Source organism: Pseudomonas botevensis (assembly GCF_019145475.1).
Classification (GTDB): domain Bacteria; phylum Pseudomonadota; class Gammaproteobacteria; order Pseudomonadales; family Pseudomonadaceae; genus Aquipseudomonas; species Aquipseudomonas botevensis.
This window is the reverse complement of sequence record NZ_JAHTKI010000032.1, coordinates 13883-39125: the sequence shown is the minus strand read 5'-3', so window position 1 is coordinate 39125 and position 25243 is coordinate 13883. Positions and strand designations below refer to the sequence as shown.

The 25243-nt window shown below is 59.6% G+C and carries 32 protein-coding genes and 1 tRNA gene; 23 read left to right on the top strand and 10 right to left on the bottom strand.

The features are described from left to right. The first annotated feature begins 13 nt into the window (after window positions 1–13). From KVQ74_RS27105 to KVQ74_RS27055, 11 genes are read left to right on the top strand one after another with little or no spacing between them, the layout of a single operon-like run. Window positions 14–382, top strand: a complete 369-nt coding sequence (locus KVQ74_RS27105; protein ID WP_217834443.1) for a hypothetical protein — start codon at window positions 14–16, stop codon at window positions 380–382. After that, window positions 379–1035 carry a hypothetical protein gene (locus KVQ74_RS27100; protein ID WP_217834442.1) on the top strand — a complete coding sequence of 219 codons (657 nt, stop codon included), beginning with the start codon at window positions 379–381 and terminating at the stop codon, window positions 1033–1035. Before KVQ74_RS27105 ends, KVQ74_RS27100 begins: the two co-directional genes overlap by 4 nt. Then, on the top strand, window positions 1032–1460 hold the full coding sequence (locus tag KVQ74_RS27095) for a phage tail terminator-like protein (RefSeq protein WP_217834441.1): 429 nt from the start codon (window positions 1032–1034) through the stop codon (window positions 1458–1460). The genes KVQ74_RS27100 and KVQ74_RS27095 overlap by 4 nt, the downstream gene beginning before the upstream one ends. A gap of 39 nt (window positions 1461–1499) precedes the next feature. Beyond that, window positions 1500–2159 carry a phage tail protein gene (locus KVQ74_RS27090; RefSeq protein WP_217834440.1) on the top strand — a complete coding sequence of 220 codons (660 nt, stop codon included), beginning with the start codon at window positions 1500–1502 and terminating at the stop codon, window positions 2157–2159. 9 nt (window positions 2160–2168) lie between these two features. Continuing rightward, entirely contained in the window at window positions 2169–2549 is a 381-nt protein-coding gene (locus KVQ74_RS27085) for a phage tail assembly chaperone (protein ID WP_217834439.1), read from the top strand. A 53-nt stretch (window positions 2550–2602) separates the two neighbouring features. Further along, window positions 2603–2872, top strand: coding sequence for a DUF1799 domain-containing protein (locus tag KVQ74_RS27080; RefSeq protein ID WP_217834460.1), 270 nt, complete (start codon window positions 2603–2605; stop codon window positions 2870–2872). A 27-nt stretch (window positions 2873–2899) separates the two neighbouring features. Then, entirely contained in the window at window positions 2900–5956 is a 3057-nt protein-coding gene (locus KVQ74_RS27075; protein ID WP_217834438.1) for a phage tail tape measure protein, read from the top strand. Beyond that, on the top strand, window positions 5956–6294 hold the full coding sequence (locus tag KVQ74_RS27070) for a phage tail protein (protein ID WP_217834437.1): 339 nt from the start codon (window positions 5956–5958) through the stop codon (window positions 6292–6294). The genes KVQ74_RS27075 and KVQ74_RS27070 overlap by 1 nt, the downstream gene beginning before the upstream one ends. Window positions 6295–6303: 9 nt before the next feature. Beyond that, window positions 6304–7053, top strand: a complete 750-nt coding sequence (locus KVQ74_RS27065; RefSeq protein WP_217834436.1) for a phage minor tail protein L — start codon at window positions 6304–6306, stop codon at window positions 7051–7053. Window positions 7054–7055: 2 nt separating this feature from the next. Beyond that, a complete protein-coding gene (locus KVQ74_RS27060) occupies window positions 7056–7820 on the top strand; it encodes a C40 family peptidase (protein ID WP_217834435.1) in 765 nt (254 codons plus the stop codon). Window positions 7821–7846: 26 nt separating this feature from the next. After that, window positions 7847–8035: a hypothetical protein gene (locus tag KVQ74_RS27055; RefSeq protein ID WP_217834434.1), complete on the top strand. Its 189-nt coding sequence runs from the start codon at window positions 7847–7849 to the stop codon at window positions 8033–8035. Here KVQ74_RS27055 and KVQ74_RS27050 read toward each other — a convergent pair. Then, the gene (locus tag KVQ74_RS27050; RefSeq protein ID WP_217834433.1) at window positions 8026–8250 is read right to left on the bottom strand and encodes a hypothetical protein; all 225 of its coding nucleotides are present in this window, start codon (window positions 8248–8250) and stop codon (window positions 8026–8028) included. The genes KVQ74_RS27055 and KVQ74_RS27050 overlap by 10 nt on opposite strands. A gap of 81 nt (window positions 8251–8331) precedes the next feature. Further along, the gene (locus KVQ74_RS27045; RefSeq protein WP_217834432.1) at window positions 8332–8637 is read right to left on the bottom strand and encodes a hypothetical protein; all 306 of its coding nucleotides are present in this window, start codon (window positions 8635–8637) and stop codon (window positions 8332–8334) included. Between the two features lie 678 nt (window positions 8638–9315). On the opposite strand from KVQ74_RS27045, the gene KVQ74_RS27040 reads away from it, so the two are divergent. The 10 genes from KVQ74_RS27040 to KVQ74_RS26995 all read left to right on the top strand — a co-directional run bounded on the left by KVQ74_RS27040 (window position 9316) and on the right by KVQ74_RS26995 (window position 17680). After that, window positions 9316–9660: a hypothetical protein gene (locus KVQ74_RS27040; protein ID WP_217834431.1), complete on the top strand. Its 345-nt coding sequence runs from the start codon at window positions 9316–9318 to the stop codon at window positions 9658–9660. An 88-nt stretch (window positions 9661–9748) separates the two neighbouring features. After that, a complete protein-coding gene (locus KVQ74_RS27035; RefSeq protein WP_217834459.1) occupies window positions 9749–10315 on the top strand; it encodes a tail assembly protein in 567 nt (188 codons plus the stop codon). A 58-nt stretch (window positions 10316–10373) separates the two neighbouring features. Next, complete coding sequence (locus tag KVQ74_RS27030; RefSeq protein WP_217834430.1) at window positions 10374–13928, top strand: host specificity protein J; 3555 nt, start codon at window positions 10374–10376, stop codon at window positions 13926–13928. Window position 13929: 1 nt separating this feature from the next. Then, window positions 13930–14232, top strand: coding sequence for a hypothetical protein (locus KVQ74_RS27025; protein WP_217834429.1), 303 nt, complete (start codon window positions 13930–13932; stop codon window positions 14230–14232). Then, on the top strand, window positions 14232–15086 hold the full coding sequence (locus KVQ74_RS27020; protein WP_217834428.1) for a hypothetical protein: 855 nt from the start codon (window positions 14232–14234) through the stop codon (window positions 15084–15086). The genes KVQ74_RS27025 and KVQ74_RS27020 overlap by 1 nt, the downstream gene beginning before the upstream one ends. Before the next feature lie 63 nt (window positions 15087–15149). After that, on the top strand, window positions 15150–16151 hold the full coding sequence (locus tag KVQ74_RS27015; RefSeq protein ID WP_217834427.1) for a phage tail protein: 1002 nt from the start codon (window positions 15150–15152) through the stop codon (window positions 16149–16151). Window positions 16152–16161: 10 nt separating this feature from the next. Then, window positions 16162–16452 carry a hypothetical protein gene (locus KVQ74_RS27010; protein WP_217834426.1) on the top strand — a complete coding sequence of 97 codons (291 nt, stop codon included), beginning with the start codon at window positions 16162–16164 and terminating at the stop codon, window positions 16450–16452. Further along, window positions 16449–16691 carry a hypothetical protein gene (locus tag KVQ74_RS27005; protein WP_217834425.1) on the top strand — a complete coding sequence of 81 codons (243 nt, stop codon included), beginning with the start codon at window positions 16449–16451 and terminating at the stop codon, window positions 16689–16691. Before KVQ74_RS27010 ends, KVQ74_RS27005 begins: the two co-directional genes overlap by 4 nt. Before the next feature lie 57 nt (window positions 16692–16748). Further along, window positions 16749–17174 carry a cell wall hydrolase gene (locus KVQ74_RS27000; RefSeq protein WP_217834424.1) on the top strand — a complete coding sequence of 142 codons (426 nt, stop codon included), beginning with the start codon at window positions 16749–16751 and terminating at the stop codon, window positions 17172–17174. Next, complete coding sequence (locus KVQ74_RS26995; RefSeq protein WP_217834423.1) at window positions 17174–17680, top strand: lysis system i-spanin subunit Rz; 507 nt, start codon at window positions 17174–17176, stop codon at window positions 17678–17680. Before KVQ74_RS27000 ends, KVQ74_RS26995 begins: the two co-directional genes overlap by 1 nt. Window positions 17681–17845: 165 nt before the next feature. Here the strand turns inward: KVQ74_RS26995 and KVQ74_RS26990 are convergent, their stop codons facing one another. From KVQ74_RS26990 to KVQ74_RS26975, 4 genes are all read right to left on the bottom strand, one after another. Beyond that, complete coding sequence (locus tag KVQ74_RS26990; protein WP_217834422.1) at window positions 17846–18559, bottom strand: SOS response-associated peptidase family protein; 714 nt, start codon at window positions 18557–18559, stop codon at window positions 17846–17848. Between the two features lie 121 nt (window positions 18560–18680). Then, window positions 18681–19064 carry a hypothetical protein gene (locus tag KVQ74_RS26985; protein WP_318837882.1) on the bottom strand — a complete coding sequence of 128 codons (384 nt, stop codon included), beginning with the start codon at window positions 19062–19064 and terminating at the stop codon, window positions 18681–18683. 79 nt (window positions 19065–19143) lie between these two features. Further along, entirely contained in the window at window positions 19144–19353 is a 210-nt protein-coding gene (locus KVQ74_RS26980; protein ID WP_217834421.1) for a hypothetical protein, read from the bottom strand. Window positions 19354–19553: 200 nt separating this feature from the next. Next, window positions 19554–19641: transfer RNA gene (locus KVQ74_RS26975), tRNA-Ser, on the bottom strand. Between the two features lie 123 nt (window positions 19642–19764). Here KVQ74_RS26975 and KVQ74_RS26970 point away from each other — a divergent pair. Beyond that, window positions 19765–20436 (top strand): Bax inhibitor-1/YccA family protein, encoded by a 672-nt coding sequence (locus tag KVQ74_RS26970; protein ID WP_217834420.1) that lies wholly within the window; start codon window positions 19765–19767, stop codon window positions 20434–20436. Between the two features lie 87 nt (window positions 20437–20523). Here KVQ74_RS26970 and KVQ74_RS26965 read toward each other — a convergent pair whose 3' ends face one another. After that, entirely contained in the window at window positions 20524–20850 is a 327-nt protein-coding gene (locus KVQ74_RS26965; RefSeq protein ID WP_217834419.1) for a YceK/YidQ family lipoprotein, read from the bottom strand. A gap of 57 nt (window positions 20851–20907) precedes the next feature. After that, on the bottom strand, window positions 20908–21345 hold the full coding sequence (locus KVQ74_RS26960) for an Lrp/AsnC family transcriptional regulator (protein ID WP_038368669.1): 438 nt from the start codon (window positions 21343–21345) through the stop codon (window positions 20908–20910). A 149-nt stretch (window positions 21346–21494) separates the two neighbouring features. Between KVQ74_RS26960 and KVQ74_RS26955 the strand changes: the two genes are divergently transcribed. Continuing rightward, a complete protein-coding gene (locus KVQ74_RS26955; RefSeq protein ID WP_217834418.1) occupies window positions 21495–22388 on the top strand; it encodes a DMT family transporter in 894 nt (297 codons plus the stop codon). Window positions 22389–22391: 3 nt separating this feature from the next. Here the strand turns inward: KVQ74_RS26955 and KVQ74_RS26950 are convergent, their stop codons facing one another. Further along, on the bottom strand, window positions 22392–23432 hold the full coding sequence (locus KVQ74_RS26950) for an FUSC family protein (RefSeq protein ID WP_217834457.1): 1041 nt from the start codon (window positions 23430–23432) through the stop codon (window positions 22392–22394). 46 nt (window positions 23433–23478) lie between these two features. Continuing rightward, on the bottom strand, window positions 23479–25104 hold the full coding sequence (locus KVQ74_RS26945) for an NADP-dependent glyceraldehyde-3-phosphate dehydrogenase (protein ID WP_217834417.1): 1626 nt from the start codon (window positions 25102–25104) through the stop codon (window positions 23479–23481). Window positions 25105–25243 lie beyond the last annotated feature (139 nt).

The following is a 25243-nucleotide window of genomic DNA, read 5'->3' as shown; positions in this document are numbered from 1 at the left end:
AACAGGAGCCACCATGGCCTTCTACGACGAAATGGCCGTGATGGCTCTGGAGATGATTACAGAGTTAGGCCAGCCGGTAATCATCCGCGCCACAACCGTCGGCGAGTACGACCCAGAAGCCGGTTCGGCACCTCCCGACAGCACCAAAGAGCAGACTGCCCAAGGCATCCTGCTCGACTTCACCGGTCAGGAATTTCAGAACAACAGCCTCATCAAGCAGGGCGACAAGAAGCTGAAGATCGCCGCGCAGGGGCTGGAGTGGGTGCCGGATCTTCTGAACAAGGTGATCATTCAGGGGCGCACCTGGTCCATCGTGCCGCCGTTGAAAGAGGTCAGTCCGGCCGGTACGCCGATCCTGTATGAGCTGCAGGTGCGGTCATGAGTCGGGCAGGTGCCGGCCAATCCGGCAGTTTCGCCCTGAGCCTCGCCAAGTTCGCCGCCCAGACCAGCGAAGCAATCGACGCCAGTGTGCGCGAGATCATCATCGAGCTGGGCAGTAGCCTGATTCGCATGTCGCCCGTGGGCAACCCTGAGATCTGGGCAGCGAACGTCGCTCACCGGCAGGCGAACACCCGGGCGGCCGACGATTACGACTTCAAGGTGGCTGTGCGGAACACGCTCATCAACTTGGACGAAAGCAATTTCAACAAGGCCGGGAAGCTGAAGCGGGGCGTGAAGTATGCCAAGCCCCTGACCAAGGCTGAGCGAGACCAGAACTTCAATGTGAACGGTTTGGTTGCTGGCAAGGACTACGTCGGCGGTCGATTCCGGGCGAACTGGCATCTGTCCATCGGCGTTGTCGAAAACGTCACATTCGACGAGGTGGACCCGAGCGGAGCCGAGACTATCGCGGCATTGGTTACCGCCATCAGCGACTTCACCGCCGGCCAGATGGTCTACCTCATCAACAACTTGCCCTATGCGATTCCGCTGGAGTTCGGACACTCGACCCAGGCTCCGAACGGCATGGTTCGGGTAACTGTGGCTCGCTTCCAGCAGATCGTGCAGGAGGCCATCAGGAACAATCAGGTATGAGTCACGCACGCGCCCGTCAGGCCATCGAAACGAAGCTGGCCACATGGTCGGCTGCGCGCCCGATACGAGTGGCCTTTCCGAATCAACCATTCACACCGAATCCTTCTGAAACCTACCTTCGTGCCTTTCAACTTCCTGCCAGCACGACCTGTCGATATCTCGGCGGAGAGGCCTACGAGTACACCGGCATCTATCAAATCAGCATCGTTTGCCCGGCTGGCCAAGCCATGGCTACGGCAGAGGCGCTCGTTGAAGAGCTGACACGGCTCTTTCGCGTAGACACGCCACTGGATCGCAACGGGTTCGACGGCCTCATCACTGAACCAGTGGATCAGGGGCCAACTATCACAGAGTCGGCGACCTATACGGTCCCGGCCAGCTTCACCTACGCAGGTGTCGCAGACCAACCGCCCGCTGGGGCATAACCTACCGCCGTCAGGCGGGCATTCAAGAGGAAACACACCATGGCCGCACGCTTTCCGCTGCCGAACGGCGCTGTGCTGGAGATCGCCAGCATCATGGGATCCGCCGTCCCTTTCACTGCTTTGACCAATGCGAAGCCGCCGGTAGCGTCCTCCGTTGGCCACGACATCGAAAACGGCGATGTTTTGCTGATCGACTCCGGCTGGGCGCTCATCAATGATCGCGCCGTAAAGGCGTCCGGCGTTACCGCTGATGCTTTTTCGTTGGCAGGCCTTAATACCACCAATACCGACAAGTACACCGTCGGAGCAGGGGTCGGATCCGTTATTCCGGTGTCTGGCTGGACGCAAATCTCGAAAGTCACCTCTTTCACCTCTTCCGGCGGTGAGCAGCAGTACCAAACTGTCGGCTACCTGGAAGATGACGATGACAAGCAGTTTCCAACGAACCGCAACCCAACCACGATTACCATCGTGGTCGAGGATCAGCCAACCGCTCAATACGTCGAGACCGTTGAGGGCTTTGACGACACCAAGGAGCTTGCCGTCGTGCGCATGAAGTTGCGCAATGGCGATCAGATCCTCTACCCGGGTTATGTGAGCATCACTCCAGATCCGACGATGGAGCGCAACAACGTCATGACGCGAACCATCAGCATCGGGCTTTCTGCCCGCTCGCTCCGCTATCTGGCTGGCGCATAAGGAGTTCCCATGGCAAAGATCAGGATCGCTCAGAACCCTACGTTCAAGACTCTCGTACACATACCCATTGTCGGGTGTGAACCCGAGGCAATCGAATTCACCTTCAAGTATCGCGATCGCCCGGCGCTCGCCGCTCTGTTCGACGAGTGGAATTTGAAGGCGAAAGAAATGCGCGCGGGATTTGGTGAAGCCACCACGCTGTCGGATGTCGTCGCTGCCGAGACCGAGTATCAGGTGCAGCAGATCAAGGATCTGGTCGCTGGCTGGGCGTTCGATGACAAGTTCGATGACAAGAGCATCATTGCCCTCGTGAAGTCCTGTCAGGGTACCGCCGAAGCGGTGGTGAACGCCTATCAGAGCGCATTCAATCAGGCTCGCCTGGGAAACTGACGGCGGCAGCCAAAGCACTTTACGAAACAGGGCCATCTGCTGAGCAGTTGGCCATCCTCGGGCTGACGGCTGCCGATTTGTCAGATGACGATGTTGAGGTCTGGCCATGCAATTGGCCGTCGTTCCTTCTGTTCAACCGAATGTCCACGCAGTGGCGGGTCGGCGCCGGGGGCGCCATCGGCCTGGATTACAACTGCATCCGCGACGTCGCCGGATTTCTCGGCATCAAGAAAAAGAAACTCGCTGAAATCTTTCCTGACCTTCAGGTGCTGGAAGGCGAAGCCCTGCGCGTCATGGCGGAGGAAAGGGAAAACAGCCCGTAAGCACGGGCACTTATTCAAGGTGAGTCGATGAACATTTCCGAACTCGGCATCAAGATCGACTCGGCCGATGCAATCGAGGCAAAAGCAAGCCTTGATGATATGGCGAAGGCTGGCGGCCGGGCCGAGCAATCCGCCGTTTCGCTGATGAATGAAATGCAGGCGCTGGAGAAGTCGCTCTCTACCAACGCCAAGACCACGCAGGACCTGGCTAAACAGCGTGACGCGCTGGCCAAGCTGACGAAGACCGGCGCCTATGGCGAAGCCGAAGCCGCGAAAATCTCTGCGCAGCTCGACAAGCAGCAGGTGGCCCTGGCCAAGTCGGCCATGGATGAGCAGAAGGCGCTGAACAGTCTTTTGGGCGCCATTGACCCGGCACGCGCAGCGCTGGCGAAGTTGGACACTCAGGTCGAGCAGCTCGGCAAGCACTTGGATGTCGGCCGTATCAGCCAGGAGCAGTACAACGCCGCGCTGAGCAAGATCGACAAGGACTATGACAAGCTCAACAAAACCACCACCGGCTTCGACAAGCTGCGCCTCGGCACCCGTCAGGCGCAGGAAAACGTCGTGCAGTTGGGGAATGCGCTGTCTTCGGGTGATTGGGGTAGCGGTGTTCGAGCAGTTGCGCAGTTGGGTGCCGGTGCAGGCGCTGGTGCTGCGGGGTTACTCGCAATGCTTGCGCCAATCGCGCTCGCTACGGCGGCCATTGGCGGCCTGGCGTACGCCTTCTACAAGGGCAGCGAGGAGCAGGACAGCTACAACAAATCGCTTATCCTGACTGGCAACTATGCCGGGGTAAGTGCCGGGCAATTGGGCGACATGGCTCGCCAGGTCAGCGCAACCGTTGGCACCACCGGCCAGGCCGCAGCCGTGCTGGCGCTACTGGCCGACAACGGCAAGATCGCCGGTGAGAGCTTCACCAGCATCACCCAGGCTGCGGTGTCGATGCAGGAAGCAACTGGCAAGGCCGTGAGCGAGACGGTGGCCGAGTTCTCCAAGCTCGCAGACGACCCGGTCAAGGCGTCTGCCGCGCTGAATGAGCAGTACCATTACCTGACCGCATCGGTTTACTCGCAGATCGCCGCGCTGGAGAAGCAGGGCGACCATGCTGGCGCGGTCAAGCTGGCGACTGAGCAGTACGCCGACGCAATCAATCAACGCACGCCGAAGATCTTGGAGAACCTGAGCTTTTGGGAAAAAGGTTACAACGCCGTAGCCCGCGCCGCTGATGGACTGAAGAACATCGGCCGTCGAGACATCAATGCAGAGATCGAGACCGCACAGAACGATCTCCGTGAAGCTGAATCCATGGACGGCTTGTTTCAAAGCCAAAAGTCGAAGGATGCGCTCATTGAATTCCGGCGCAACCGCCTGAACATGCTGGAGGACCAAAAGGCCGCAGAGGCCGATATCGCAAAGTGGGAAGGCGAGCAGGCGAAGGCCCAACAGGATGCCGTTACCGCCATGGGGAAGGTCGACTCCCTGACCAAATCTGCATGGACGAACGAGCAGAAGCGGACCGAGGCGATCAAGGAGTATAAGCGACAGCTCGAAGACATCCGCAAGGTGGCGCCCAACGATCCACGCTTGAATCAGGCGGTGATCGACAAGAACTTGGCGAACATCAACGACCAGTTCAAGGACCCGAAAGCGGCTGGCACCCAAGTCGATCTGACCAGTTTCAACAACGCCAAAAACAATCTGGCTGCCATCAGCGAGGAGTACAAAAACGCCCAGAAGGAACTGGACGCGGCGCAGAAGGCCGGGCTCGTTTCTCAGGCTGACTATGCCCTGAAACGCGAAGCGCTGATCGGTAACGAGCGCGATGAAGTGACCGCAGCCTACGAGGCTGAAATCACCGCGCTGGAAGCCGCCAAGGCAAAGAAAACCACTTCTGCTGCGCAAAGCATTCAGCTCGACCAGAAGATCGCCGATGCGCGAGCTGGGATGGTCAAGGCGCAGAAGGAGGCTGACAGCCAGCTCGAGGTTCTGGCTACGAATGAGACTGGTCGCCTTGCTCGACAAGAACGGTCGATCACGACCTACGTTCAGGCACTGGCTCAGCAGCAGCGTGCTCTCGAACTGGCCGGCCAGCGCGCCGTTCTCGGAGTTGGCCAAGGTGATCGGCAGAACGCGCTCAACAACGAGTTGAACAGCCAGCAAGACCGGTTTGCTCAGCAGTCGCTGGAGCTCGCAAACCAGAAGTCCGATCCATCGCGGAATATGTCGGAAGAGGAGTTCGCCCGTAAGTCGCAGGCGCTCGCCGACGCGAACAAGGCCGCTACTGACCAGATTCGACAGAACTACGCGGATGTGGAAAAAGCGCAAGGCGACTGGACCAAGGGCGCGACGTCGGCCTGGGCCAATTACCTGGATTCAGCAAGCAACATTGCCGGGCAGACGAAAACCCTGTTTGGGAACGCCTTCAGTTCGATGGAGGACGCGATCGTCAACTTCGCCATGACCGGGAAACTGTCGTTTGCCGACTTCACCAAGTCGATTCTGGCGGACATGGCGAGGATTGCGACCCGGCAAGCCAGCTCGGCATTACTGAGCAGTTTGGTCGGTGCCGCAACCAGCTACTTCACTGGCGGTGGCGGCGGTAATGGGCTGGCGGCTGGATCTGCTGGCGCAACGTCGTCGAATCTCGGCGCGTCTTCGGCCGGCTATTCCGGCAGCTACTTCCCGCAGGCGCTCGGCGGCGCCTGGTCATCAGGCGTGCAGATGTTCGCCAATGGTGGCGCCTTCACCAACAACATCGTGAGCACGCCGACTGCCTTCGGGATGTCCGGTGGTCGGGCGGGAGTCATGGGTGAAGCGGGGCCGGAGGCGATCATGCCGCTGACCAGGACGTCCAGCGGCAAGCTCGGCGTTATTGCCGCCGGCGGTGGTTCTGGCACCTCGATCAGTATCAGCGCCCCGGTGACGGTGGTGACCGAGGATAGAGGCTCAGAGGGTATGCAGATCGATCAGCAGGCCCTGTCAAAAAGCCTTCAATCGCAGATGCAGGCCGTGGCCGAAAAAGCCGTTGCTGATTCTTGGCGCGCTGGCGGCACCAGCTTCCGAAATGCAAATGGGAGGGCCTGATGGCCATCGAGAAATTCACTTGGCCAACCGAGCGCGGGGAAACACCCGATATCAACTATCGGGTGCGCACCTCGAAGTTCGGCAATGGCTATGCACAGAACGTCGGCGACGGCCCGAACAACAAAGAGGACTCCTATCCAATCACCTTTGCCGGCCAAAAGGCCAAGGTGCTGGAGGTCATGGCCTTCCTCGACCGGCACGCCGGGGCAAAGGCGTTTCTCTGGACAACGCCACTCGGCGAACTCGGCCTGTTCACCTGCAAAAATCCCGCTCCCACATCAATGGGCGGCGGCGTCTTCAAACTCACTGCCACTTTCGAGCGGGCATTCCAACCATAAGGGGCAATCATGCCGCTGATCAGTGACATCCAGGTGCTTGAGCCTGGCAGTGAAGTGCTGCTCTTTGAATTGGACGGCACGGACTACGGCGCGGACGTTCTGCGCTTCCACGGGCACGCAATTCCGCACACGTCGGCCGAGCTGATCGCCGCCGGCGACGACGCGGACCAACTGCCGGCGAAGGCGATCTACTGGCAGGGCAACGAGTACAGCGCGTGGCCGGTGCAGATCGACGGGATCGAGGCCAATGGCGACGGTACGGCGGTACGCCCGACATTCTCGGCCGGCAACGTCAACGGACGCATCACTGCGCTCTGTTTGGCGTTCCAGGATCTGCTCGAGTTCAAGTTGACCATGCGTCACACGCTGGGCACGTACCTGGACGCGGCGAACTTCCCGGCCGGTAACCCGACAGCCGATCCAACCCAGGAAACGATCGAGGTCTGGTACATCGACCAGAAGACGAACGAAGACGGTGAGAACGTCAGTTGGGAATTGGCCAGTCCGGGCGACGTTGGCGGCGAGTCCATTGGGCGTCAGGCGACGACGCTTTGTCACTGGGCGCTGACCGGTGGATATCGCGGGGCGAACTGCGGCTACACCGGTCCGTATCGGGACAAGGACGGAAATCTCACTGATAACCCCGAACTGGATTTCTGCGATGGAACCCTGGGCAAGGGATGCATCCCCCGTTTCGGCGAGGGTAACGCGCTGCCGTTCGGTGGCTTCCCGGCCGTTTCACTGATCGCCAGGAGCTGACCATGCGCAAGCACATTCTCAACGCGATCCAGGCGCACGCGGCGGCCGAGTACCCGAAAGAGTGCTGCGGCCTGCTGCTGGCCGTGGGGCGAAAGCAGCAGTATTACCCATGCCGCAACGTCTCCACCGAGCCGAATGAGGAGTTTCGTATCGACCCGGAGGAATACGCCCAGGCCGAAGACGTCGGCGAGGTGATCGGCGTGGTGCATTCGCATCCAGACGCCACCAGTCGCCCGTCACCGCGCGACCTGGCCATGTGTGAGGCCACCGCGCTGCCGTGGCATATCCTGAGCTGGCCCGAGGGCGATTTGCGGACGGTCATGCCTTCCGGCGAAGTGCCGCTGCTCAAGCGCCCATTCGTCCATGGCGCCTGGGACTGCTGGCAGGTCTGTGCCGACTGGTACAAGCGCGAGTGGGGGCTGGAGTTCGAAGCCTTCAAGCGCGCAGACGGCTGGTGGGAGAGCAAGGACAACACCAGCTTGTACGAGGCGAACTACGAGGCTGCCGGCTTCTATCGGGTCGACCAGCCGCAACGCGGCGACATGATCGTGATGGAGGTGGGGCGGACGGTTTATCCGAACCACGCCGGGATCTTCCTCGGCGCCGATCCGGCGCTGCCTGGCGAGGATGCCGCGACCTTCGGTCCCGGACCGTTCCTGCTGCACCACCTGTACGGCAGGCCTTCTGAAGTCATCGTTTTCGGTGGCCCGTGGCATGATCGCACGCGCCTAATCCTCAGGCACAAAGACGCACGACCAAAAACATGAGATGCGGCGCAGCCGTTGGAGAAGAAATGAAAAGTGTGATCGAATCAGCAGCAAAAACCGCCAGCGGAGAGCCGGTCTGGCGGCTTACAAAGGGACAGTTCATCATTGATGCTGGCAAATTCACTCTGGAGTCGGATGCCAGTGTAAATGAGAGACTTAGTCTGCTCGAAGAACGCGTGATTTCGATTGAGCAGGCTGATAAACGTTATTTATAGCTATTGAAAAACGCCTCAATACCGGGAATATCCGGCGCTACATCAGGATTTGGTGGGTACGATTTTGCGGCCTTGACCGCATGCTGCTTCGCGGCTTCAACGGCTGCCGGGCCGCCCGCTTCGCTAAGCTGCTTTGTCAAGCCACAGATCATGCAGTGCAGAGTAGCCAGTGTAGAACCGGTGTAATTCAATACGTCCTGGACGTCGTTACTCATTTTAACTTTCCTTGCGTTATCCGCGCCGAAATTGGCGCAATCCCAGTCCTTGGGCTTGCAGGCAAAGGACTGAGGAATCCTTCACCAGCCCCACGTAGAAGGAGAGTCAGATACAAACGTGGGCATTAAAACCTGAAACAATTCCTTGTCTTGGTACACAGTTTGGTAAGGCGAAATTCCAGTGACATTGCCCAAGAAATCGCGCTGTGTGTATCGGGTACTTTCTATGGCGGTTTTTATCTGGGTTGCTGAGATTGGTTTATCCAATTGCTTCTCGAGATCTTTTCGTAGCACCTCTACATCAGTGTAAAAACCCGCTTTACCAGTTTGATTCTTGATCAGTAAATATTGGAAAACGGCCTCATCCAAATCCGTGTTATTGGCCACGCTGATTCCTCATCGCTCAGTTGATGTTGGCGCAACGCTACTATGAGTGGATCCAATCTTGGTACTGTCATTTCATCCACGCTGGATGCCCGGCCAGGTCCGCGCTACAGTCACCCATTTCAATGGAGGGATCACATGCGATTTTTGATAGGAGTAATGGGCGTACTGGTTTTGACTGGGTGCTCGACGATGGATGAAAAACGCGCGGGAGGGCCTTCGCGTAGCCTCACAAGCCAAAAGGACGCATCCACTGTTGCCGAATGTACGTTGTTTGCCTGGCAGAGCCAGAAGTGGGGAGGGGCGATTCATGAGGTGTCCCTTCAGCCGCGTCAGGGTGGTGGCAAAACTGTGGTGAGTGCTGGTGAAGTCGAGTTTGCTGATTTCATTCCTACTGCAACTGGCACTGAGATCGAGGTTTACTTCATGTCTACGATCTTCGAGTCGCGGCGCGATCGGAGAGCTGACGCAATACGCGGGTGTCTCTGAGCGTGCGTACGGGGTCATAGCGTTGTGCTCTGACGTGATGTTTTTATCAGGCGCAACCCCATGCTGGGCTTGTTGCGTCTGGGTTCAGCCAACTGGGATGATCATCAGAGTGAACCCCCGGCCCAGTGCAGGCTTTTTCAGTTCCAAACGCCCCAGTGATATCGTCCACCCTTTCCCACAGGAGTGACCTGCATGAAATTGATCGTAGGAGCGCTGGCGGTAGCGCTGTTGGCGGGGTGCGCCTCACCGGGAGACGTGAAAAAGAACGATCCAACCATCAGTGCATCCAGTACCAAATCGGCCAAGAAGTACGCTCTTTGCGTATTCCCGAGATGGCAAGAGCAGCGCTCGACTTCGACTATGTCTGAAACAGAGAACGGATATCGACTGGTCGTCGCAACGGACATGACAACCGATGAGGTTCTTGAAGTTTCGAGCGCTGGCACGGGTAGTAGAGTTGCGCTGTATCAGCGAATGCCTTGGTCAAAGATGTGGGGCAGAGGAGCGCTTGAAGCTGCTGTGCGCGAGTGCTTGTGAGTCGATAAATTTAATCAAAACCGCCAAATGGCGGTTTTTTTTCGTCAGGAGAAAACCTGTGATTACGGCAACACCCTCGGGTTCAGCAATGACAACCATTCTACTTTCCGGTCCGCTGGCTCGGCTTTTCGGGCGCGTGCATTACCGGGAGCTCGGCAGTAAGTCAGTTGGCGAGGCATTCAAAGCATTGAAATACACAATCGACGGGTTTGAGTCCGCGATCAAAGATTTGGATCGAAAAGGCATGCGATTCGCCATTTTTCGTAATCGCAAGAATGTCGGCGAGACAGATTTTGCACTGGGAGGAGCGCGTGAAATTCGCATTGTTCCAGTGATCTCCGGGAGCAAGCGAGCTGGCGTACTCCAAACGATTATTGGCGTGGTGCTGATTGCAGCATCTTTCTTCGCTGGCGGCGCCGGACCATCCCTATTTTCTGCTGGCATTGCAATGACTGCCGGCGGCGTCATCCAAATGCTCAGCCCGCAGGCGTCAGGCCTGAAGCAGAGCGCATCCCCCGAAAACTCCCCGTCATATGCCTTCGGCAGCGCCAAGAACACCACAGCCAGTGGCAACCCGGTGCCGATCTGCATCGGTCGGCGCCGGTGGGGCGGGATGATCATCTCGGCCTCGATCCTGGCTGAAGACAAAATGTAATCAGGACAGCAGCACACCGACCGCCCGCGAGGCGGTTTTTTTATGCCTGGAGGAAAGCATGGGCGCAGCGGAAAACATCGAGATCCACGGCGAGAAGGGCGGCAGCAGCAAGCCGAAATCGCCGGTCGAAGCCAGCGATAGCCTGCGCTCGACCAACCTCGCGAAAATCCTGATTGCCGTGGGCGAGGGCGAGTTTGATGGCGTACCGACTGATTACGACATCTACTTGGACAACACCCCGATCCGCGATGCCAGTGGCAATTACAACTTCCCGAACGTGAAGTGGGACTGGCGGCCCGGTTCGGTCGATCAGACCTATATCCCGGGCATTCCGTCCGTGGAGAACGAGACGTCGTTGAACGTCGAGCTGCGCAGCGATGCGCCGTGGGTGCGCTCGATCACCAACACTCAGTTGTCGGCCGTCCGTATGCGCTTCGCTTGGCCGGCACTTCAGCGTTCGGACGACCAGGGCAATGTCGGCGGTTACCGCATCGAATACGCGATCGACATCGCCACGGACGGCGGCGCTTACCAACAGGTGTACCCTGGCGCCGTTGACGGCAAAACCACCACACGCTACGAGCGCTCGGTCCGGGTTGACTTGCCAAACGCTACCACCGGCTGGCAGATCCGCGTCCGGCGCCTGACGCCCAACCAGAACAGCAACAAGATCGCCGACACCATGCTGATCGCAGGCATCACGGAGGTGATCGATGCCAAGCTGCGTTACCCGAACACCGCGCTGCTCTACATCGAGTTCGACGCCGAGCAGTTCACCAACATCCCGGCCGTGACCGTGGAGTGCAATGCCCGCCGCTGGATGGTGCCGAGCAACTACGACCCGATCCTGCGCACCTACACGGGGACATGGGACGGCTCGATGAAGTCGGCCTGGACCAACAACCCGGCATGGATCACCTACGGCATCTGCACGAACGACATGTTCGGCCTGGGCAAGCGCATCAAGCCGTTCATGGTCGACAAATGGGAGCTGTACCGGATTGCCCAATACTGTGATCAGTTGGTGCCGGATGGCCTGAATGGGCAGGAGCCGCGCTTTCTCTGTGACCTGAACCTGCAGGGCAAGGCCGATGCGTGGTCGTTGCTGCGGGATATCTCGGCGATTTACCGAGGTATGACCTATTGGGCTCAGGGCCAATTGGTGATGCAGGCGGACATGCCGCGCGCCCAGGACATCGACTACGTCTTCACACGGTCCAACGTAATCAATGGCAAGTTCTCGTATGGCAGCGCCTCGGCGAAGACCCGGTTCACCCGCGCTCTGGTCAGCTACGACAACCCGGCCAACAACTACGACACCGACGTTATTCCGTTCGCCGATCTGGATCTGCAACGGCGCTATGGCGACCGCCCGACTGAGCTGAGCGCCATTGGCTGCACCCGGGCCTCTGAAGCTCAGCGCCGGGGCAAGTGGGCGATCCTTAGCAACAATCAGGACCGGACCGTGTCGTTCAAGACCGGCATGGAGGGCGTGATACCGCTACCGGGCCACATCATCCCGGTGGCCGACTCGCTGCTGGCCGGCCGGGAGGTCGGCGGGCGCATTTCGGCAGTGGCTGGTCGGGTGGTGACTCTCGATCGCGACACCCAGGCCAAGGCCGGCGACCGGTTGATCATCAATTTGCCAGGCGGCCGCGCGGAAGGGCGCACCGTGCAAAGCGTCAACGGCCGCGCCGTGACTGTCACGGTCGCCTACAGCGAGCCGCCGGTGGCGCAGTTGCAGTGGGCGCTCGACGCGGATGACCTGGCGATTCCACTGTATCGCGTGTTGCGGACCCGGCGCACGGTCGAAGGCGACTTCGAGATCAGCGCCTTGCAGTTCGACCCAAGCAAGTTCGCGCATATCGACACCGGCGCGCGCCTGGAGGAGCGGCCGATCAGCGTGATTCCGATCACCGTGGTGCCGGCGCCGGCAAGCGTCAGCCTGGCGTCGACATCGTCGGTTGTCCAGGGCTTGGCCGTGGCCACTATGACGATCAGTTGGCCCGCCGTGGACGGCGCGGTCGGCTATGACGTGGAATGGCGCAAGGACAGCGGCAACTGGATCAAGGTCCAGCGCACCGGCATGACCAACGTGGACGTGGTGGGGATTTACGCCGGTGATTACGTGGCCCGTGTTCGCGCGGTGAGCGCTTTCGACATCACGTCGTCATGGCGTAACTCGATCCTGACTCACCTGAAAGGCAAGGAGGGCTTGCCGCCGGCGGTGAGTTACCTGACGGCCACGCCGCTGATCTTCGGCATTTACCTGAAATGGGGTTTCCCTGCTGGTGCCGAGGACAGCCAGCGTACGGAAATCTGGTACGGCCCGACCACCAGCTTGGAGGTCGCCACCAAGCTGACCGATCTGGCCTACCCGCAGAGTGACTTTTCGATGCAGGGCCTGCGGGCTGGCGCTACGTTCTACTTCTGGGCGCGCATCGTCGACCGCATCGGCAACATCGGGCCGTGGTATCCGGCGGGCATCGGCGTCCAGGGTCAGGCTAGTTCGAACGCTGCCGACATCCTCGACATGATCGCCGGCCAGATCGGTCGCACGGAGTTGGGTCAGGACATTCTCGACGAGATCGACAAAATCCCAGGCCTTCAGGCGCAGATCGATGCTTTGGACAGCCTAAAGTCCTATGACCCCGATGCCACGTACATCGAGTATGACCTTGTGGTGGTCGGCAAGCGGATCTATCAGGCCACTGGAGATGTTCCGGTCAACACACCGCCGCCGAACCCGGCCTATTGGCTCGATGTCGGCCAGACGGTGCAAACCGCCAATGGACTGGCTCAGCAGGTCGCAACGAACACAGCCGAAATCACTGAGCTTGACGGAGTGGTCACTGCACAGGCGACAGCGTTCCAGGCGCTGCGCGCTTCGTATCGGGGCGACGATGGCAGAGGCGATCTTGCGGATGCGGTGGAAGGATTCACCAGCGTGGCCGCGATGGCTACTGAAACCAAGGTTCGAGCCTCGGAAAACGAAGCAACAGCCCGACGTATCACTACCTTCGACGCAAAAATTGCCGCAAACGAAGCGAACATCACCCAGTTGGAACAGGTGGTGGCAACCAACGCTTCAGCAACGGCGACACAGATCGACCAGCTCAACGTTTCGGTAGGCCAGAACTCGGCCGCTATTCAGCAGACTTCCTCGGCTTACGCGGATACTGCTGGCAAGCTGACGACGATGTGGTCGGTGAAAATGCAGATTACGGCAGGGGGGCAGTACGTCGCTGCTGGTATTGGGCTGGGCATTGAGAATAACGGTGCCGGCGTGCAGAGCCAGTTCCTGGTTGCGGCTGATCGGTTCGCGATAGTCAACACCATTGCGGGCGGAGCCATCTCGGTGCCGTTTGCGGTGCAGGGCGGGCAGGTGTTCATGAACTCGGCATTCATCCAGGACGGCACTATCACCAACGCGAAAATCGGCGGATCTCTCCAGTCCACCGACTACATCCCGGGCTATCAAGGCTGGATGCTGCCAAAGACCGGAGCTTGGGAAATGAACGGAACCAACGGTGCCGGGCGCCTGCAGATATCCAACACGTCAATCAAGTTCTATCACCCTAACGGTGTGGTGGGCATCGACATGAGCCTATGACATGACCGGAATGACGTTGAAGACTTCTGCTGGCGTGACACTGGTGGATATGACGATGAAGATCAGCCAGATGGTGGGTAGCGTAGTGACGGCTGGTGCCGACGGTTCTACCTCGATTCCGTCTCCACCGCCTGGTAAGACGATGTTCTTTATCGTTGTGCCTTTGGTCGATCTGCAGCGGGAGAAAGGCAAAAGACCAGCCGTAACGCTGTCTGGAACGACCTTGTCGTGGGGTTATTCCTACAACACTAACGGGTGGGGCTACTTCTCTGCCAACTGCCAGATCTACTTTGGATATTACTGATGGCCGCAAGAATCGTAGTGACGAAAGAAAGCGGCGAGCTTCTTTTTGATACCACCAAGATCTGCTACGGCTTGGTGAAGAGTGGAAACTTTACGTTCATTGAGAACTGGTCGCGATACTACTTGAGGTCTGCGGCGGATCCAGGGAACGGGGCCAGTTGGTCGCCGGATCCCGTGCGGGTCGATCCAGCCCACGGATTCACTGTGGTGAACGCGATCTCGCCGATTGTTTTCATCACCGGTTCCGGCTGCTTGAATGGCGTGTCCCGAAGCGGCAACAGCATGACGTTTATCTACATCAACGCTGACGAGAACACCAAATATTACTGCTTTGACCTGATGGCGAACAACATTGCCGGGAGCCCATATCTGAAGACGTTCTTGGAAGACGGTCGACTGTCCTTCAATTCGCTCCAGCCTCCGCTGAACGTCATCGCGGCTGTGCCTGCTCCAGCGAAACCAGAGCCTTGGCCGGGCAACTTAAGCGGTTGGTATCGCACGACATACGCTGGCGGTTACAACATCCAGCGGCGAAACGGTAATGCGCCGGCAATGGATTGCAGGGTGGATATTGCGCTGGGCGGAGAGGAGTACGCGGCCCATCTACCTTGGTCCCGTGCAGCGGTATGCATGAATAGCAGTGCCGGACCAGGTTACACAGTGTCTGCGTCAGAGGGTGCCTATGGTCGAACTGGAGGTATCAGCTTCATGTTCGGTGCCGCCGGAGCCACGACGATTGGGTTTACCACTCAAGGTCCTGGGGTTCCGGCGGGAGATAATTTCTGGGGAATCCCGGATGTTGCTCCCACTGCGTTGGTGATACGTACTGCTGGCCTGCCATTTCCGTATCAATGAATCAGCGTCGAATTATGGTGCCCGCTCAGTGCGGGCTTTTTTTTGCCAAAAATAGGATTCGCCATGCCTTGGCACAGACAGGGGACGGTTTCTGTCACCCAAAATTCAAACACCGTGACCGGCGTAAATACGGCGTTCGCGGCAAACACGCGCAACGGTGACGCATTTATTGGGCCGGACGGTCGCCAGTACGAGCTGGCGAACGTCGCGAGCGATACGGTGATCTCGATCATCCCGCCGTATCTTGGACCAACGGCATCGGGAGCGAGCTATGCGGTCGCACCAATTCAGGGATACCAGAAGGGTCTGGCTGACCAGGTCCGGGAATGGGTGAGCAACTACGGCCCGAAGATGTCAGCGCTCGGCACAACCGGCAACTACGACATTCTACCGCTCAGTAAGGGCGGCACCGGCGTAGCGGTCAACTCCAATACCGAACTGATGGCGGCGCTCGGCATTATGCCGACGGCTGGCGGCGCTTACGCACCGATCTTGAATTCTCTGCGAGTGATCACCGGCGCCGTGCCTTCCGGTGGCGGTGGGTTCTTTGCCTGGAATGAAACCGGTAACGGCAGTGGGATGTCTGGCGCGGTGTCGTTCACCTGCAACCAGGGCGGCGGGACTGGCGGCTTCAGTTGGAGGTCGGTCAACCAGGCCAACACCGCCGGCGGCCCCTTCATGACCTATTCCTATGCTGGGGTGTTGAACGTGCCCGTCGGCCTGCAATTGGCCGGGCGCAACGTGGTCGAGAGCGGGTCGAACGTCAACGGCACCTGGGTGAGGTTTGCTGATGGCACGCAAATTTGCTGGTATGTAACTGGTGCCACCACAGCCACTACGGCAACAGGTAGCGGTTGGAACAGTGCTCCGTCGACGTGGACTTATCCTGCCGCCTTTGCGCCAGGAACTGATCCGGTTGTTACCGGCGCGGTGAACACAGGCGGTGGAGTCATCGGGTTAGCAGCGGCGCCGACTGTCACTGCTGTCTCTTGGATCCGCGTAGCCTTTTACAGCGACTCAACCGGCCGGGCTTCGCGTCTCATGGCTGTCGGCCGCTGGTTCTAAGGAGAACTGCATGATTATCAAACTTTCCCCCGCGCGCATGGAGGGAGTAATGACCCTTTCCAAGTTGGGTGATGCGCTCACGATTGATGGTGAAACCTTCGACTTCACGGCACTGCCCGACGGCGCGCAACTGCCGGCCGAGGCTGTCGGCTGCTCCCGGGTGGTCCAGCCAGTGGAGCGCGTCGGAGGTCAACTGATCATCACGCTTCAGTTGCCCATCACCGTGGATGCCAGCGAAGCCGCGTGCTTTCCCGCCGATATCGCCAACCCGCCCGACGGCGAAGTGAGCCTGCCGCGATGAATATCGACTTCAGCAAAATGATCACCGCCGAGCAGCGCCGCGCGGAGCAATTCAAGGCCCAGCGTGATGCCGTCTATGCCCAGCGTCGGGCGGCCTATCAGGAAGAGTCAGACCCTTTGCGCCTCGAAATCGCGTACGACGCGCTGAGTCAGGGCCTTGAACCCGACTTTTCGCCCTGGGTGACATCCGTCGCCGCCATCAAAGCGCGGTATCCGCTGCCAGATGCCGATCCGGCCTGACGCAACGAAGAACATCCGACCGCCCGTGAGGCGGTTTTTTTACGCCTGGAGAAAAGCATGACCGTTACCGAAAAAGACCGCGATGTCCTCGCCAGAACCCTGTGGGGCGAGGCACGCGGCGAAAGCCTGGCTGGACTGATTGCCGTGGCCTGGACCATTCGCAATCGCGTGTTCGACGGCAAGACCAATTCGTGGTGGGGCGAAGGCTATGCCGGCGTGTGCCAGAAGCCTTACCAGTTCAGTTGCTGGAACAAAGGTGATCCGAATCAGCCGTTCCTGTCCGGCGCCCGGCAGATCCCGTTCCGCGAACTGGCGCGGTGCCGGGGCGTTGCTGACCAGGTGATCGACGGCAAGGTGCCGGATCCCACCGAAGGCGCCACGCACTATTACGCGCTCAGCATGAAGACGGCGCCCGGGTGGGCGGCGAAGGCGAAGCAGACTCTGGTGCTGGGTGGGCATGTCTTCTTCAAGGATGTGCCGTGATGGTGGTGCCGTGGAAAACCATCTGGGCGGTGGTGCTGGTGCTGATCGGCGCCGGCAGCGCCTGGCAGTTTCAGGACTGGCGTTACGGGCAACAGTTGGCTGAGCAGGCCCGGCTGCACGCCGAAACCCTCAACCAACTGACCCAGGCCGCTGCTGCCGCCCAGCAGGCCGAGCAGGACAAGCGCCTGGCGCTCGAGCAGAAGCTGACGGCCAGCGAGCAAACCCACTTCAGGAAAATGACCGATGTCCAACGTGACCAAGATCGCCTGCGCGATCGCCTTGCCACTTCTGATTTGCGGCTGTCAGTCCTCCTCGACGCAACCGACGCTGCCAAAGGCTGCGGTGTGCCAGCCACCGCCGGCACCGGCGGCGTGGATCATGCAGCCGTACGAGCCAGACTTGACCCAGCGCATGCTCAAAGAATTGTCGCCATCACCGACACCGGCGACCGGGGGCTGATCGCGTTGCAGGCGTGCCAGGCCTATGTGCAGAGCCTACAGCACTGATGGCCGTGAGCCACGCTTGCGGGGTCGTCGGTAGTGAACCATCATTCTTGTTTGATTGGCGTCATCTGCATGGACAAGCGACTCGCTGGGCTTTCGTTTTTGATGACTCTCGTTTGGGTATCGGTCGTCTTATTGGTGATGCATTGGATGTCGAAGTGAATGTAATCAGCCGTTTCCCTTGTAATCCCCGCCTGTGATTTTCCCTTTCGGTTGAATCAGTTCTGGCCCGCTGTTCCGGACGTTGCCTATGGCTGGGTCGACCTTGAACCACTCGAAGGTTTCCGTCGGCTCTCCTTGATGCATCACCATTTGCTCGGCGCGCTCTTTCGGCGTAGCCGGGTTCAGCCACTCCCTGGCGAAGTCGGCTGACAATGCCACCGGCCGGCGGTCGTGAATATCAACCATGCCACCCGCGCTGTCGGCGGTGATGATCACGAATCCGTCGTGTTCGCTCGGCTCATGGTCAGCATTCGGGTACTGGCCTATCGCGGCGCACAGGATGGGTGACTGGTCACGGTGCCGTATGAGGTAGGGCTGCTTCTTCGGGCCTCCTTCGTCGACCCACTCGAACCAGTTGTTGATCGCGATGATTGCCCGGTTCGGCCAGATCGCCCGGAAGAACGGGCCATGGGCGACTTTCTCAACCCTGGAATTGATCGGCGCCGCCCGATCCTTCGCCCAATGCGGTCGCCATCCCCACCTGACCATGTCGGCGTGCAGGTACTCGTTTTCCTGGTGAAAGAGGGCAAGCTGTGTGGTCGGCGCTGCGTTGTAGCGCTGGAAGGGCTGCTCACCGGTAGAGTTGACCAGAGCATTTGGCATGCTCAGCGCTGCGACGAAGTCGTGGATGCCGCTGTATTGGGAGAGACGTCCGCACATTGCCAGATCCTCGCATTGAGCTTTCAGCGTAGACCTGTTGGTGAAGGATATTGCGCAAGTCAGTATCCAGTAGGCCAGCGCAAGCGCGCGGCTTCAGAGTCAGCATCATGTGCTTAGCTATTCAATCCGAATAGGGCCTGGGCGGAAGAGAGTCTGGAAAAGGTTTCTTGCCTTGCATGGCCATGATCTGAGTGTTCAGTTCGCAGATGTGTTTGCCCTTGGCCATCAGCTCCCAGTTGCTTCGGGTTTCGATCTCAGTGGCCCTTCGACTTTCCTTGGCGGCCCGCTTGTCAGCCTCAGCCAGTTTTGTCCGGAGCGTTTCGCACTCCTTCGAGGCTTCGGCATGCATCTCAACCAATTTGAATATCCGCTCACGCGCCTGGCGCAACTGCAGGTTCAATTCCTCGAACTCGTTTTCGTAGAGCCTGAGCTGGTGCTGGCAGGTTTCGAGCGGGGTCGGGCAACCGAGCCAGTCGTCGGTGTTTTCGATTTCGGGGATGTCCACGGAAGGCGCCTTACTGTGTACTGTTTGGATATACAGTAATCGAGGCGCGCCAAGTGGGCGAGGGTGAGGCGACGAGCTGTTACTCCGGCGCCATCAACACGGCCAGGGTCATCTTGATGAATTCCTCATTGTTGTCGATGGCCCATAGCGCGCCGCGCACATTGTCGGCGACTTCGGACGATCCTTGCTGTTCAACCCAGTTCGTCAATTCCATGATGGCGGCTTCGAGGGCGAGCTGATTTTCGTTGAGCTTGAAGAGCAGGGAGGGGAGTAGGTCAGAATTGGGCATTTGGTTTCCTCCAGAAGACGAAACCAGTGTAGCGGTAGATGGGTCTGTGTACGTCGGCAGAGCGCCGGGGGAGGGTATGAAATCAGTCAGTTATGGAACGCGTCCATAATAGTTATGGAACGCATCCTGATATCAGCAGAATTTCTGGAGCGCCAGAAACGACAAAGCCCTGAATAATCAGGGCTTTGTCGTATCAAATATGGCGGAGGCGATGGGATTCGAACTCATGGACCTGTTACAGTCGACGGTTTTCAAGACCGTTGCCTTAAACCACTCGGCCACACCTCCGTTTGCGTTGCGGGCGCCATAATACCTGAATGAAACACACTGTCAAACTCTCTGCATGGCTTGTTACAGAGCGTCTGTTATGATCTTTGCCACTGAACGTTTCAAACCAACAGGAGTGTCGCCATGCGCGAACAGGATTACGCAGTTAATAACAGCGTGCAGGCTGAGCAGCTAGAGGTTAGCCGCGTCCTGCGCAACACTTACGGCCTACTGGCGCTGACCCTTGCATTCAGCGGCGTCATGGCTTTCGTGGCGCAGCAGATGCGTGTTGGCTACCCGAACATTTTCGTGGTGCTGATCGGCTTCTACGGTCTTTTCTTCCTCACCAACAAACTCCGTGATTCCGCGTGGGGCCTGGTGTCGGCGTTTGCGCTGACCGGTTTCATGGGTTTCCTGCTCGGCCCGATCCTCAACCGTTACCTGGGCATGCAGGGCGGCGCTGAAGTGGTCAGCTCGGCATTCGCGATGACCGCGCTGGTGTTCGGTGGTCTGTCGGCCTATGTGCTGATCACCCGCAAGGACATGAGCTTCCTCGGTGGCTTCATCACCGCTGGTTTCTTCGTGCTGCTGGGCGCGACGCTGGCGAGCTTCTTCTTCCAGATCAGCGGCCTGCAACTGGCGATCAGTGCTGGTTTCGTACTGTTCTCGTCGGTCTGCATTCTGTTCCAGACCAGCGCGATCATCCACGGCGGCGAGCGCAACTACATCATGGCGACCATCAGCCTGTATGTATCGATCTACAACCTGTTCGTCAGCCTGCTGCAACTGTTCGGCATCATGGGCCGCGACGACTGATCGTATTATCGATAGCAACAAAAAACCCGCTTAGGCGGGTTTTTTGTTGCCTGCAAAATGGCAAGCGGGGCGGATGCCGGCAATCGATCAATTGATCTCAATGCTGCCATCGGCGTGTTGTTTGTAGATCGTGTAGGGCAGGAGCAAGGTGTCGAGGGCGCCTGAGGCGACGGCATCGATGGCAATGCCCAGCGGTGCATTGTTATAGGTGTAGGCATCGACGTCGTCCGGCCGTTCCGCATGCAACATGCAGAAGTCGAAGGTCACGCCGCTATAGATGCGCGGTACGGCGCCGCAGTAGGTTTTCTTCGCCTTCAACTGCTCGGAAGCCTTCTTGTCGCTCAACGCAACCGTCTGCACCGTCCCGCAGCCGGCGAGCATCAACGCCGCCAGCATCATTGCCTGAGTTTTCATACCGCCAATCCTTCGCCGGAAAAACCTCAATCTACGCCGAACCTGCCGGAAAAGCACTCACGCCATCGGCGGCAGGCGGCGCTTGACCGGGGTTTTCTTGACGATCGCGGTATTGGTCTCGGCGAGAGTGTTGAGGCGATCGAGCAGGGTGTCCAGTTGCTCCATCGAGCGCACGTGCAGGCGGGCGATGAAGCAGTCTTCGCCGGTGACCTTGTCGCACTCGGTAAACTCCGGGATCGACATGATCTGCCGTTCCACTTCCTGCAATTGCCCCGGTAGCGGCCGCACCCGGACGATGGCCTGCAATTGATAACCGAAACATTTCGGATCGATCTCCACGGTGTAGCCCTTGAGCACGCCGCGTTCTTCCAGGCGGCGCAGGCGTTCGGCCACGCTCGGTGAGGACAAGCCGCTGATCTGCGCCAGGGCCTTGAGCGAGCGCCGGGAGTCTTCCATCAGGGCGCTGATGAGGATCTGGTCGATGTCGTCGGTCATGTTGCAACTCCCGTATTAGGCAATTGATCGAAACCACCCTCGATAAAAAAGGCAGATGGCGAGTTTAGCCTGCTTTTTGCGCTGGAGAAGGCTGGCACCCACTTGGCATACTTTTGCCACAGTTTTGCCACAGCCAGAGGAGATCGATCATGGACAACCCCATCCGTCGCGGTTCATTGGAAATGACCGCCGCCATGCTGATATCCGGGACGATCGGCTGGTTCGTGCTGGTGTCCGGGCAACCGGTGCTCGACGTGGTGTTCTGGCGCTGCGTATTCGGCGCCGGCACGTTGCTGCTGATCTGCGCTGCGTTCGGCTTTCTGCGTCCGGGCATTCTGACCCGCACCACGTTCCTGCTCGCGGTGCTCAGCGGCATGGCGATTGTCGGCAACTGGGTGCTGCTGTTCGCCTCCTATTCCCGGGCCTCGATTGCCATCGGCACGGCGGTGTACAACGTGCAGCCGTTTATGCTGGTCGGATTGGCGGCGCTGTTTCTCGGCGAGAAAATCACCGTGCAGAAACTGTTCTGGCTGGCAGTTTCCTTCCTCGGCATGCTGGCGATTGTCAGCGCCCATGGCGGGCAGGGCGAGGCTGGCAATGATTATCTGACAGGCATCGCATTGGCCCTCGGCGCGGCGTTTTTGTATGCCATTGCCGCGCTGATTATCAAGCGCCTGACCGGCACGCCGCCGCACCTGATTGCGCTGATCCAGGTCTGCACCGGGGTGTTGATGCTCGCGCCGTTCGCGCACTTTTCCGCGCTGCCGCAAGCGCCGAGTGCCTGGGCCAGTCTGGTGACGCTGGGCATCATTCACACCGGTCTGATGTACGTGTTGCTGTACGGTGCGATCCAGAAACTGCCGACTGCATTGACCGGCGCGCTGTCGTTCATTTACCCGATTGCAGCGATTTTCGTCGACTGGTTCGCCTTCGGCCATCAACTGCAAACCCTGCAATGGGTCGGGGTGGCGGCGATTCTGCTGGCGGCCGCCGGCATGCAGCAGGGGTGGGGGGTGAAGTCGCGGCGGCTGGCGACTTCGTAAACCTCAGATGTTCCAGCGCGGCGCGGTTTTTGCCAGGCGCTGGCGCATCTCGCCGATGTTCGCCGCCAGTTGCCGGGTCAGCAAACGATAACCGTCGAGGGCGCTGTAGACCGGTGCATCGAGACCGGCATCCGGCAATTCCATGGGGCGTCCCAGACGTTGGGTCGCTCCGGATTTCAAGGCGCGGGCCATGCCGATCAGTTGCACGCGGATCTGCCGGTGCTCGGCGTTCAGCGCCGATTGCAGGTGGGCCATGGCTTCGGGATCGTTGGCGTCCGGGCGGGTGTTGCCGAGGATTTCCAGGGTGCTGACGCACATCCGCAAGTTGCGCTGGATCGCGTCGAGTTCGGTCATCGACACCTTCACTTCCTTGGACACCGACGGCATCAGCGAGCGCAATTGCACCAGCATGGCGTTCAAGCGGCCCATCAGTTTCAGGTGTTCATCGGCGGCAACCGCTTGGCCGCTGATGATTCGTCCATACAACGTGGCGCAGTCGCGTAGCGCATCGGCCAGGTTGTAGCGCCACGAATACACCGCGTACAGCGGTAGGGCGAAAGAGAAGGCCAAGGCCAGGGCGATGCCGATCAGGATGTCGACCCCGCGCCACAAACCGTCGGTGATCGGGTTGTCGCCATGGCCGGCGACGATGAACACGGTGATCGCCGAAAGCAGGGCGGTGTAGCCGCCCTTGCCGATGGCGTGGTACGAGAAAAATCCGCAGACCACCGCCATCGCGAAATAGGTCAGCCATGGCAGGCCGAGCCATGCCTGCTGCGCCACCAGAAGCAGTCCGACACCGGCGCCGATCAAGGTGCCGATAGCGCGTTCGGCAGCCTTCTTGCCGATGTTGCCGTGGTGTTGCAGACCGCCGATCACCACCAGCATGGTCACCGAGGCCCATTCACCATGGGGCAGGTTGATGCCGGTGGTCAGCAGGATCGTCGCCAGCAACCCCAGCGCCACCCGCACCGCGTGGATCAGCCGGGCATGCCGGTAGCGGCGGTACGGGTCCAGCAGCGGGCGCAAAATCCGCCGCAACAGTGGTGGCCAGCGGTGGGGGCTGAAGGTACTCAGGGGCGGTTTCTCCTCAGAAGATGTAGTCGGTGGCGATGAAGTTCGAGTCCCGGCCGCGAATGATCTCGCTGATCAGATCCTTGTTGCTGTCCTGGAACTTGGTCGCCACCAGGGTGCGGATCGAAAACACCCGCAACGCATCGTGTACCGACAGCGTACCTTCGGCGGAGTTCTTGCGGCCGTTGAACGGGTAGGTGTCCGGGCCGCGCTGGCACTGGGCGTTGAGGTTGATCCGCCCGACCTGGTTGGCAAAGGTGTCGACCAGCCGGCCGACCGCCACCGGATTGGTGCCGAAGATGCTCAGTTGCTGGCCGAAATCCGACTCCAGCACGTAATCGATCACGGTATCGAGGTGACGGTACGGCACGATCGGCACCACCGGGCCGAACTGCTCTTCCTGGTACACGCGCATCTGCGGCGTGACCGGGTACAGCAGCGCCGGGTAGAAGAACGAGGCGCGGGATTCGCCGCCATTCGGGTTGACCACTTCCGCGCCTTTGCTCACGGCGTCATCGACCAGGCCGTGCAGGTAGTCGACCTTGCCCGACTCCGGCAGCGGCGTCAGCGCCACGCCGCTGTCCCACGGCATGCCGGGTTTGAGCGCGGCCAGTCTGGCGTTGAATTTCTCGATGAAACTGTCGACCACATCCTCATGCACGAAGAGGATTTTCAGCGCCGTGCAGCGCTGGCCGTTGAACGACAGCGAGCCGGTCACCGCTTCGCTGACCGCGTTGTCCAGGTCCACCTCGGGCAGGACGATGCCGGGGTTCTTCGCGTCCAGCCCGAGGGCGGCGCGCAGGCGGTGCGGTTTCGGGTGCAGTTTCTTCAGGTCGCTGGCGGCCTTGTTGGTGCCGATGAAGGCGAAGATGTCGATCTTGCCGCTGGCCATCAGCGCGCTCACGGTTTCGCGGCCGCTGCCGTAGATCACGTTGATCACGCCGGTGGGGAAGCTGTCGCGGAAGGCTTCGAGCAACGGGCGAATCAGCAACACCCCGAGCTTGGCCGGTTTGAACACCACGGTGTTGCCCATGATCAGCGCCGGGATCAGCGTGGTGAAGGTTTCGTTCAGCGGGTAGTTGTAAGGCCCCATGCACAGCGCCACGCCGAGGGGAACGCGGCGGATCTGCCCGAGGGTGTCCTGTTCCAGCTCGAAGCGGCTGGAGCGGCGGTCGAGTTCTTTCAGGGCATTGATGGTGTCGACGATGTAGTCGCAGGTGCGGTCGAACTCTTTTTCCGAGTCCTTGAGGTTCTTGCCGATTTCCCACATCAGCAGTTTCACCACGGCGTCGCGCTGCTGGCGCATGCGTCCGAGGAACGCTTCGACGTGTTGAATGCGCTCGGCCACGCGCATGGTCGGCCACAGACCCTGACCGCGGTCGTAGGCGCGCACGGCGGCGTCGAGCGCGGTGAGGGCGGTGTCGGCATCCAGCAGCGGGGTGCTGCCGAGGATGACCTGTTCTTCGCCGTTTTCACCCTGAAGGTAGACCGGGCTGCGCACCGTGGCGAGCGGGCCGTCCCAGCGGCGCAACTGGCCGTCGACCAGGTAGTCGCGTTGTTCGATCTGGCCGTCGAGGCGGTATTTTTCCGGGATGTCGCTGACAGAAGGGAACAGGTTGCCAAGGATGTTTGCTGTGGTCATGTCGCTACCCCGTGTGTGATGTCGGCGTGCAGATTGGAAAGTCTGTACAGGTTATACGCCTGAATGCGCTGGAATTTAACCCGGCAAATGTCACGCGAATGTCACCCGGAGGCGCGGAACAGAGCGCTGAGGGGCGGAT

What these genes read in the sequence shown, in the direction of transcription:
- KVQ74_RS26970 (WP_217834420.1), top strand. Translation starts at nt 19,765, where the DNA reads ATGCGCGAACAGGATTACGCAGTTAATAACAGCGTGCAGGCTGAGCAG.
- KVQ74_RS26960 (WP_038368669.1), bottom strand. Translation starts at nt 21,345, where the DNA reads ATGACCGACGACATCGACCAGATCCTCATCAGCGCCCTGATGGAAGAC.
- KVQ74_RS27065 (WP_217834436.1), top strand. Translation starts at nt 6,304, where the DNA reads ATGCCGCTGATCAGTGACATCCAGGTGCTTGAGCCTGGCAGTGAAGTG.
- KVQ74_RS27060 (WP_217834435.1), top strand. Translation starts at nt 7,056, where the DNA reads ATGCGCAAGCACATTCTCAACGCGATCCAGGCGCACGCGGCGGCCGAG.
- KVQ74_RS27100 (WP_217834442.1), top strand. Translation starts at nt 379, where the DNA reads ATGAGTCGGGCAGGTGCCGGCCAATCCGGCAGTTTCGCCCTGAGCCTC.
- KVQ74_RS27005 (WP_217834425.1), top strand. Translation starts at nt 16,449, where the DNA reads ATGAATATCGACTTCAGCAAAATGATCACCGCCGAGCAGCGCCGCGCG.
- KVQ74_RS27015 (WP_217834427.1), top strand. Translation starts at nt 15,150, where the DNA reads ATGCCTTGGCACAGACAGGGGACGGTTTCTGTCACCCAAAATTCAAAC.
- KVQ74_RS27050 (WP_217834433.1), bottom strand. Translation starts at nt 8,250, where the DNA reads ATGAGTAACGACGTCCAGGACGTATTGAATTACACCGGTTCTACACTG.
- KVQ74_RS27105 (WP_217834443.1), top strand. Translation starts at nt 14, where the DNA reads ATGGCCTTCTACGACGAAATGGCCGTGATGGCTCTGGAGATGATTACA.
- KVQ74_RS27040 (WP_217834431.1), top strand. Translation starts at nt 9,316, where the DNA reads ATGAAATTGATCGTAGGAGCGCTGGCGGTAGCGCTGTTGGCGGGGTGC.
- KVQ74_RS26955 (WP_217834418.1), top strand. Translation starts at nt 21,495, where the DNA reads ATGGACAACCCCATCCGTCGCGGTTCATTGGAAATGACCGCCGCCATG.
- KVQ74_RS27085 (WP_217834439.1), top strand. Translation starts at nt 2,169, where the DNA reads ATGGCAAAGATCAGGATCGCTCAGAACCCTACGTTCAAGACTCTCGTA.
- KVQ74_RS26990 (WP_217834422.1), bottom strand. Translation starts at nt 18,559, where the DNA reads ATGTGCGGACGTCTCTCCCAATACAGCGGCATCCACGACTTCGTCGCA.
- KVQ74_RS27055 (WP_217834434.1), top strand. Translation starts at nt 7,847, where the DNA reads ATGAAAAGTGTGATCGAATCAGCAGCAAAAACCGCCAGCGGAGAGCCG.
- KVQ74_RS27000 (WP_217834424.1), top strand. Translation starts at nt 16,749, where the DNA reads ATGACCGTTACCGAAAAAGACCGCGATGTCCTCGCCAGAACCCTGTGG.
- KVQ74_RS26995 (WP_217834423.1), top strand. Translation starts at nt 17,174, where the DNA reads ATGGTGGTGCCGTGGAAAACCATCTGGGCGGTGGTGCTGGTGCTGATC.
- KVQ74_RS27010 (WP_217834426.1), top strand. Translation starts at nt 16,162, where the DNA reads ATGATTATCAAACTTTCCCCCGCGCGCATGGAGGGAGTAATGACCCTT.
- KVQ74_RS26980 (WP_217834421.1), bottom strand. Translation starts at nt 19,353, where the DNA reads ATGCCCAATTCTGACCTACTCCCCTCCCTGCTCTTCAAGCTCAACGAA.
- KVQ74_RS26945 (WP_217834417.1), bottom strand. Translation starts at nt 25,104, where the DNA reads ATGACCACAGCAAACATCCTTGGCAACCTGTTCCCTTCTGTCAGCGAC.
- KVQ74_RS27020 (WP_217834428.1), top strand. Translation starts at nt 14,232, where the DNA reads ATGGCCGCAAGAATCGTAGTGACGAAAGAAAGCGGCGAGCTTCTTTTT.
- KVQ74_RS27095 (WP_217834441.1), top strand. Translation starts at nt 1,032, where the DNA reads ATGAGTCACGCACGCGCCCGTCAGGCCATCGAAACGAAGCTGGCCACA.
- KVQ74_RS26965 (WP_217834419.1), bottom strand. Translation starts at nt 20,850, where the DNA reads ATGAAAACTCAGGCAATGATGCTGGCGGCGTTGATGCTCGCCGGCTGC.
- KVQ74_RS27070 (WP_217834437.1), top strand. Translation starts at nt 5,956, where the DNA reads ATGGCCATCGAGAAATTCACTTGGCCAACCGAGCGCGGGGAAACACCC.
- KVQ74_RS27035 (WP_217834459.1), top strand. Translation starts at nt 9,749, where the DNA reads ATGACAACCATTCTACTTTCCGGTCCGCTGGCTCGGCTTTTCGGGCGC.
- KVQ74_RS27090 (WP_217834440.1), top strand. Translation starts at nt 1,500, where the DNA reads ATGGCCGCACGCTTTCCGCTGCCGAACGGCGCTGTGCTGGAGATCGCC.
- KVQ74_RS27025 (WP_217834429.1), top strand. Translation starts at nt 13,930, where the DNA reads ATGACCGGAATGACGTTGAAGACTTCTGCTGGCGTGACACTGGTGGAT.
- KVQ74_RS27030 (WP_217834430.1), top strand. Translation starts at nt 10,374, where the DNA reads ATGGGCGCAGCGGAAAACATCGAGATCCACGGCGAGAAGGGCGGCAGC.
- KVQ74_RS27075 (WP_217834438.1), top strand. Translation starts at nt 2,900, where the DNA reads ATGAACATTTCCGAACTCGGCATCAAGATCGACTCGGCCGATGCAATC.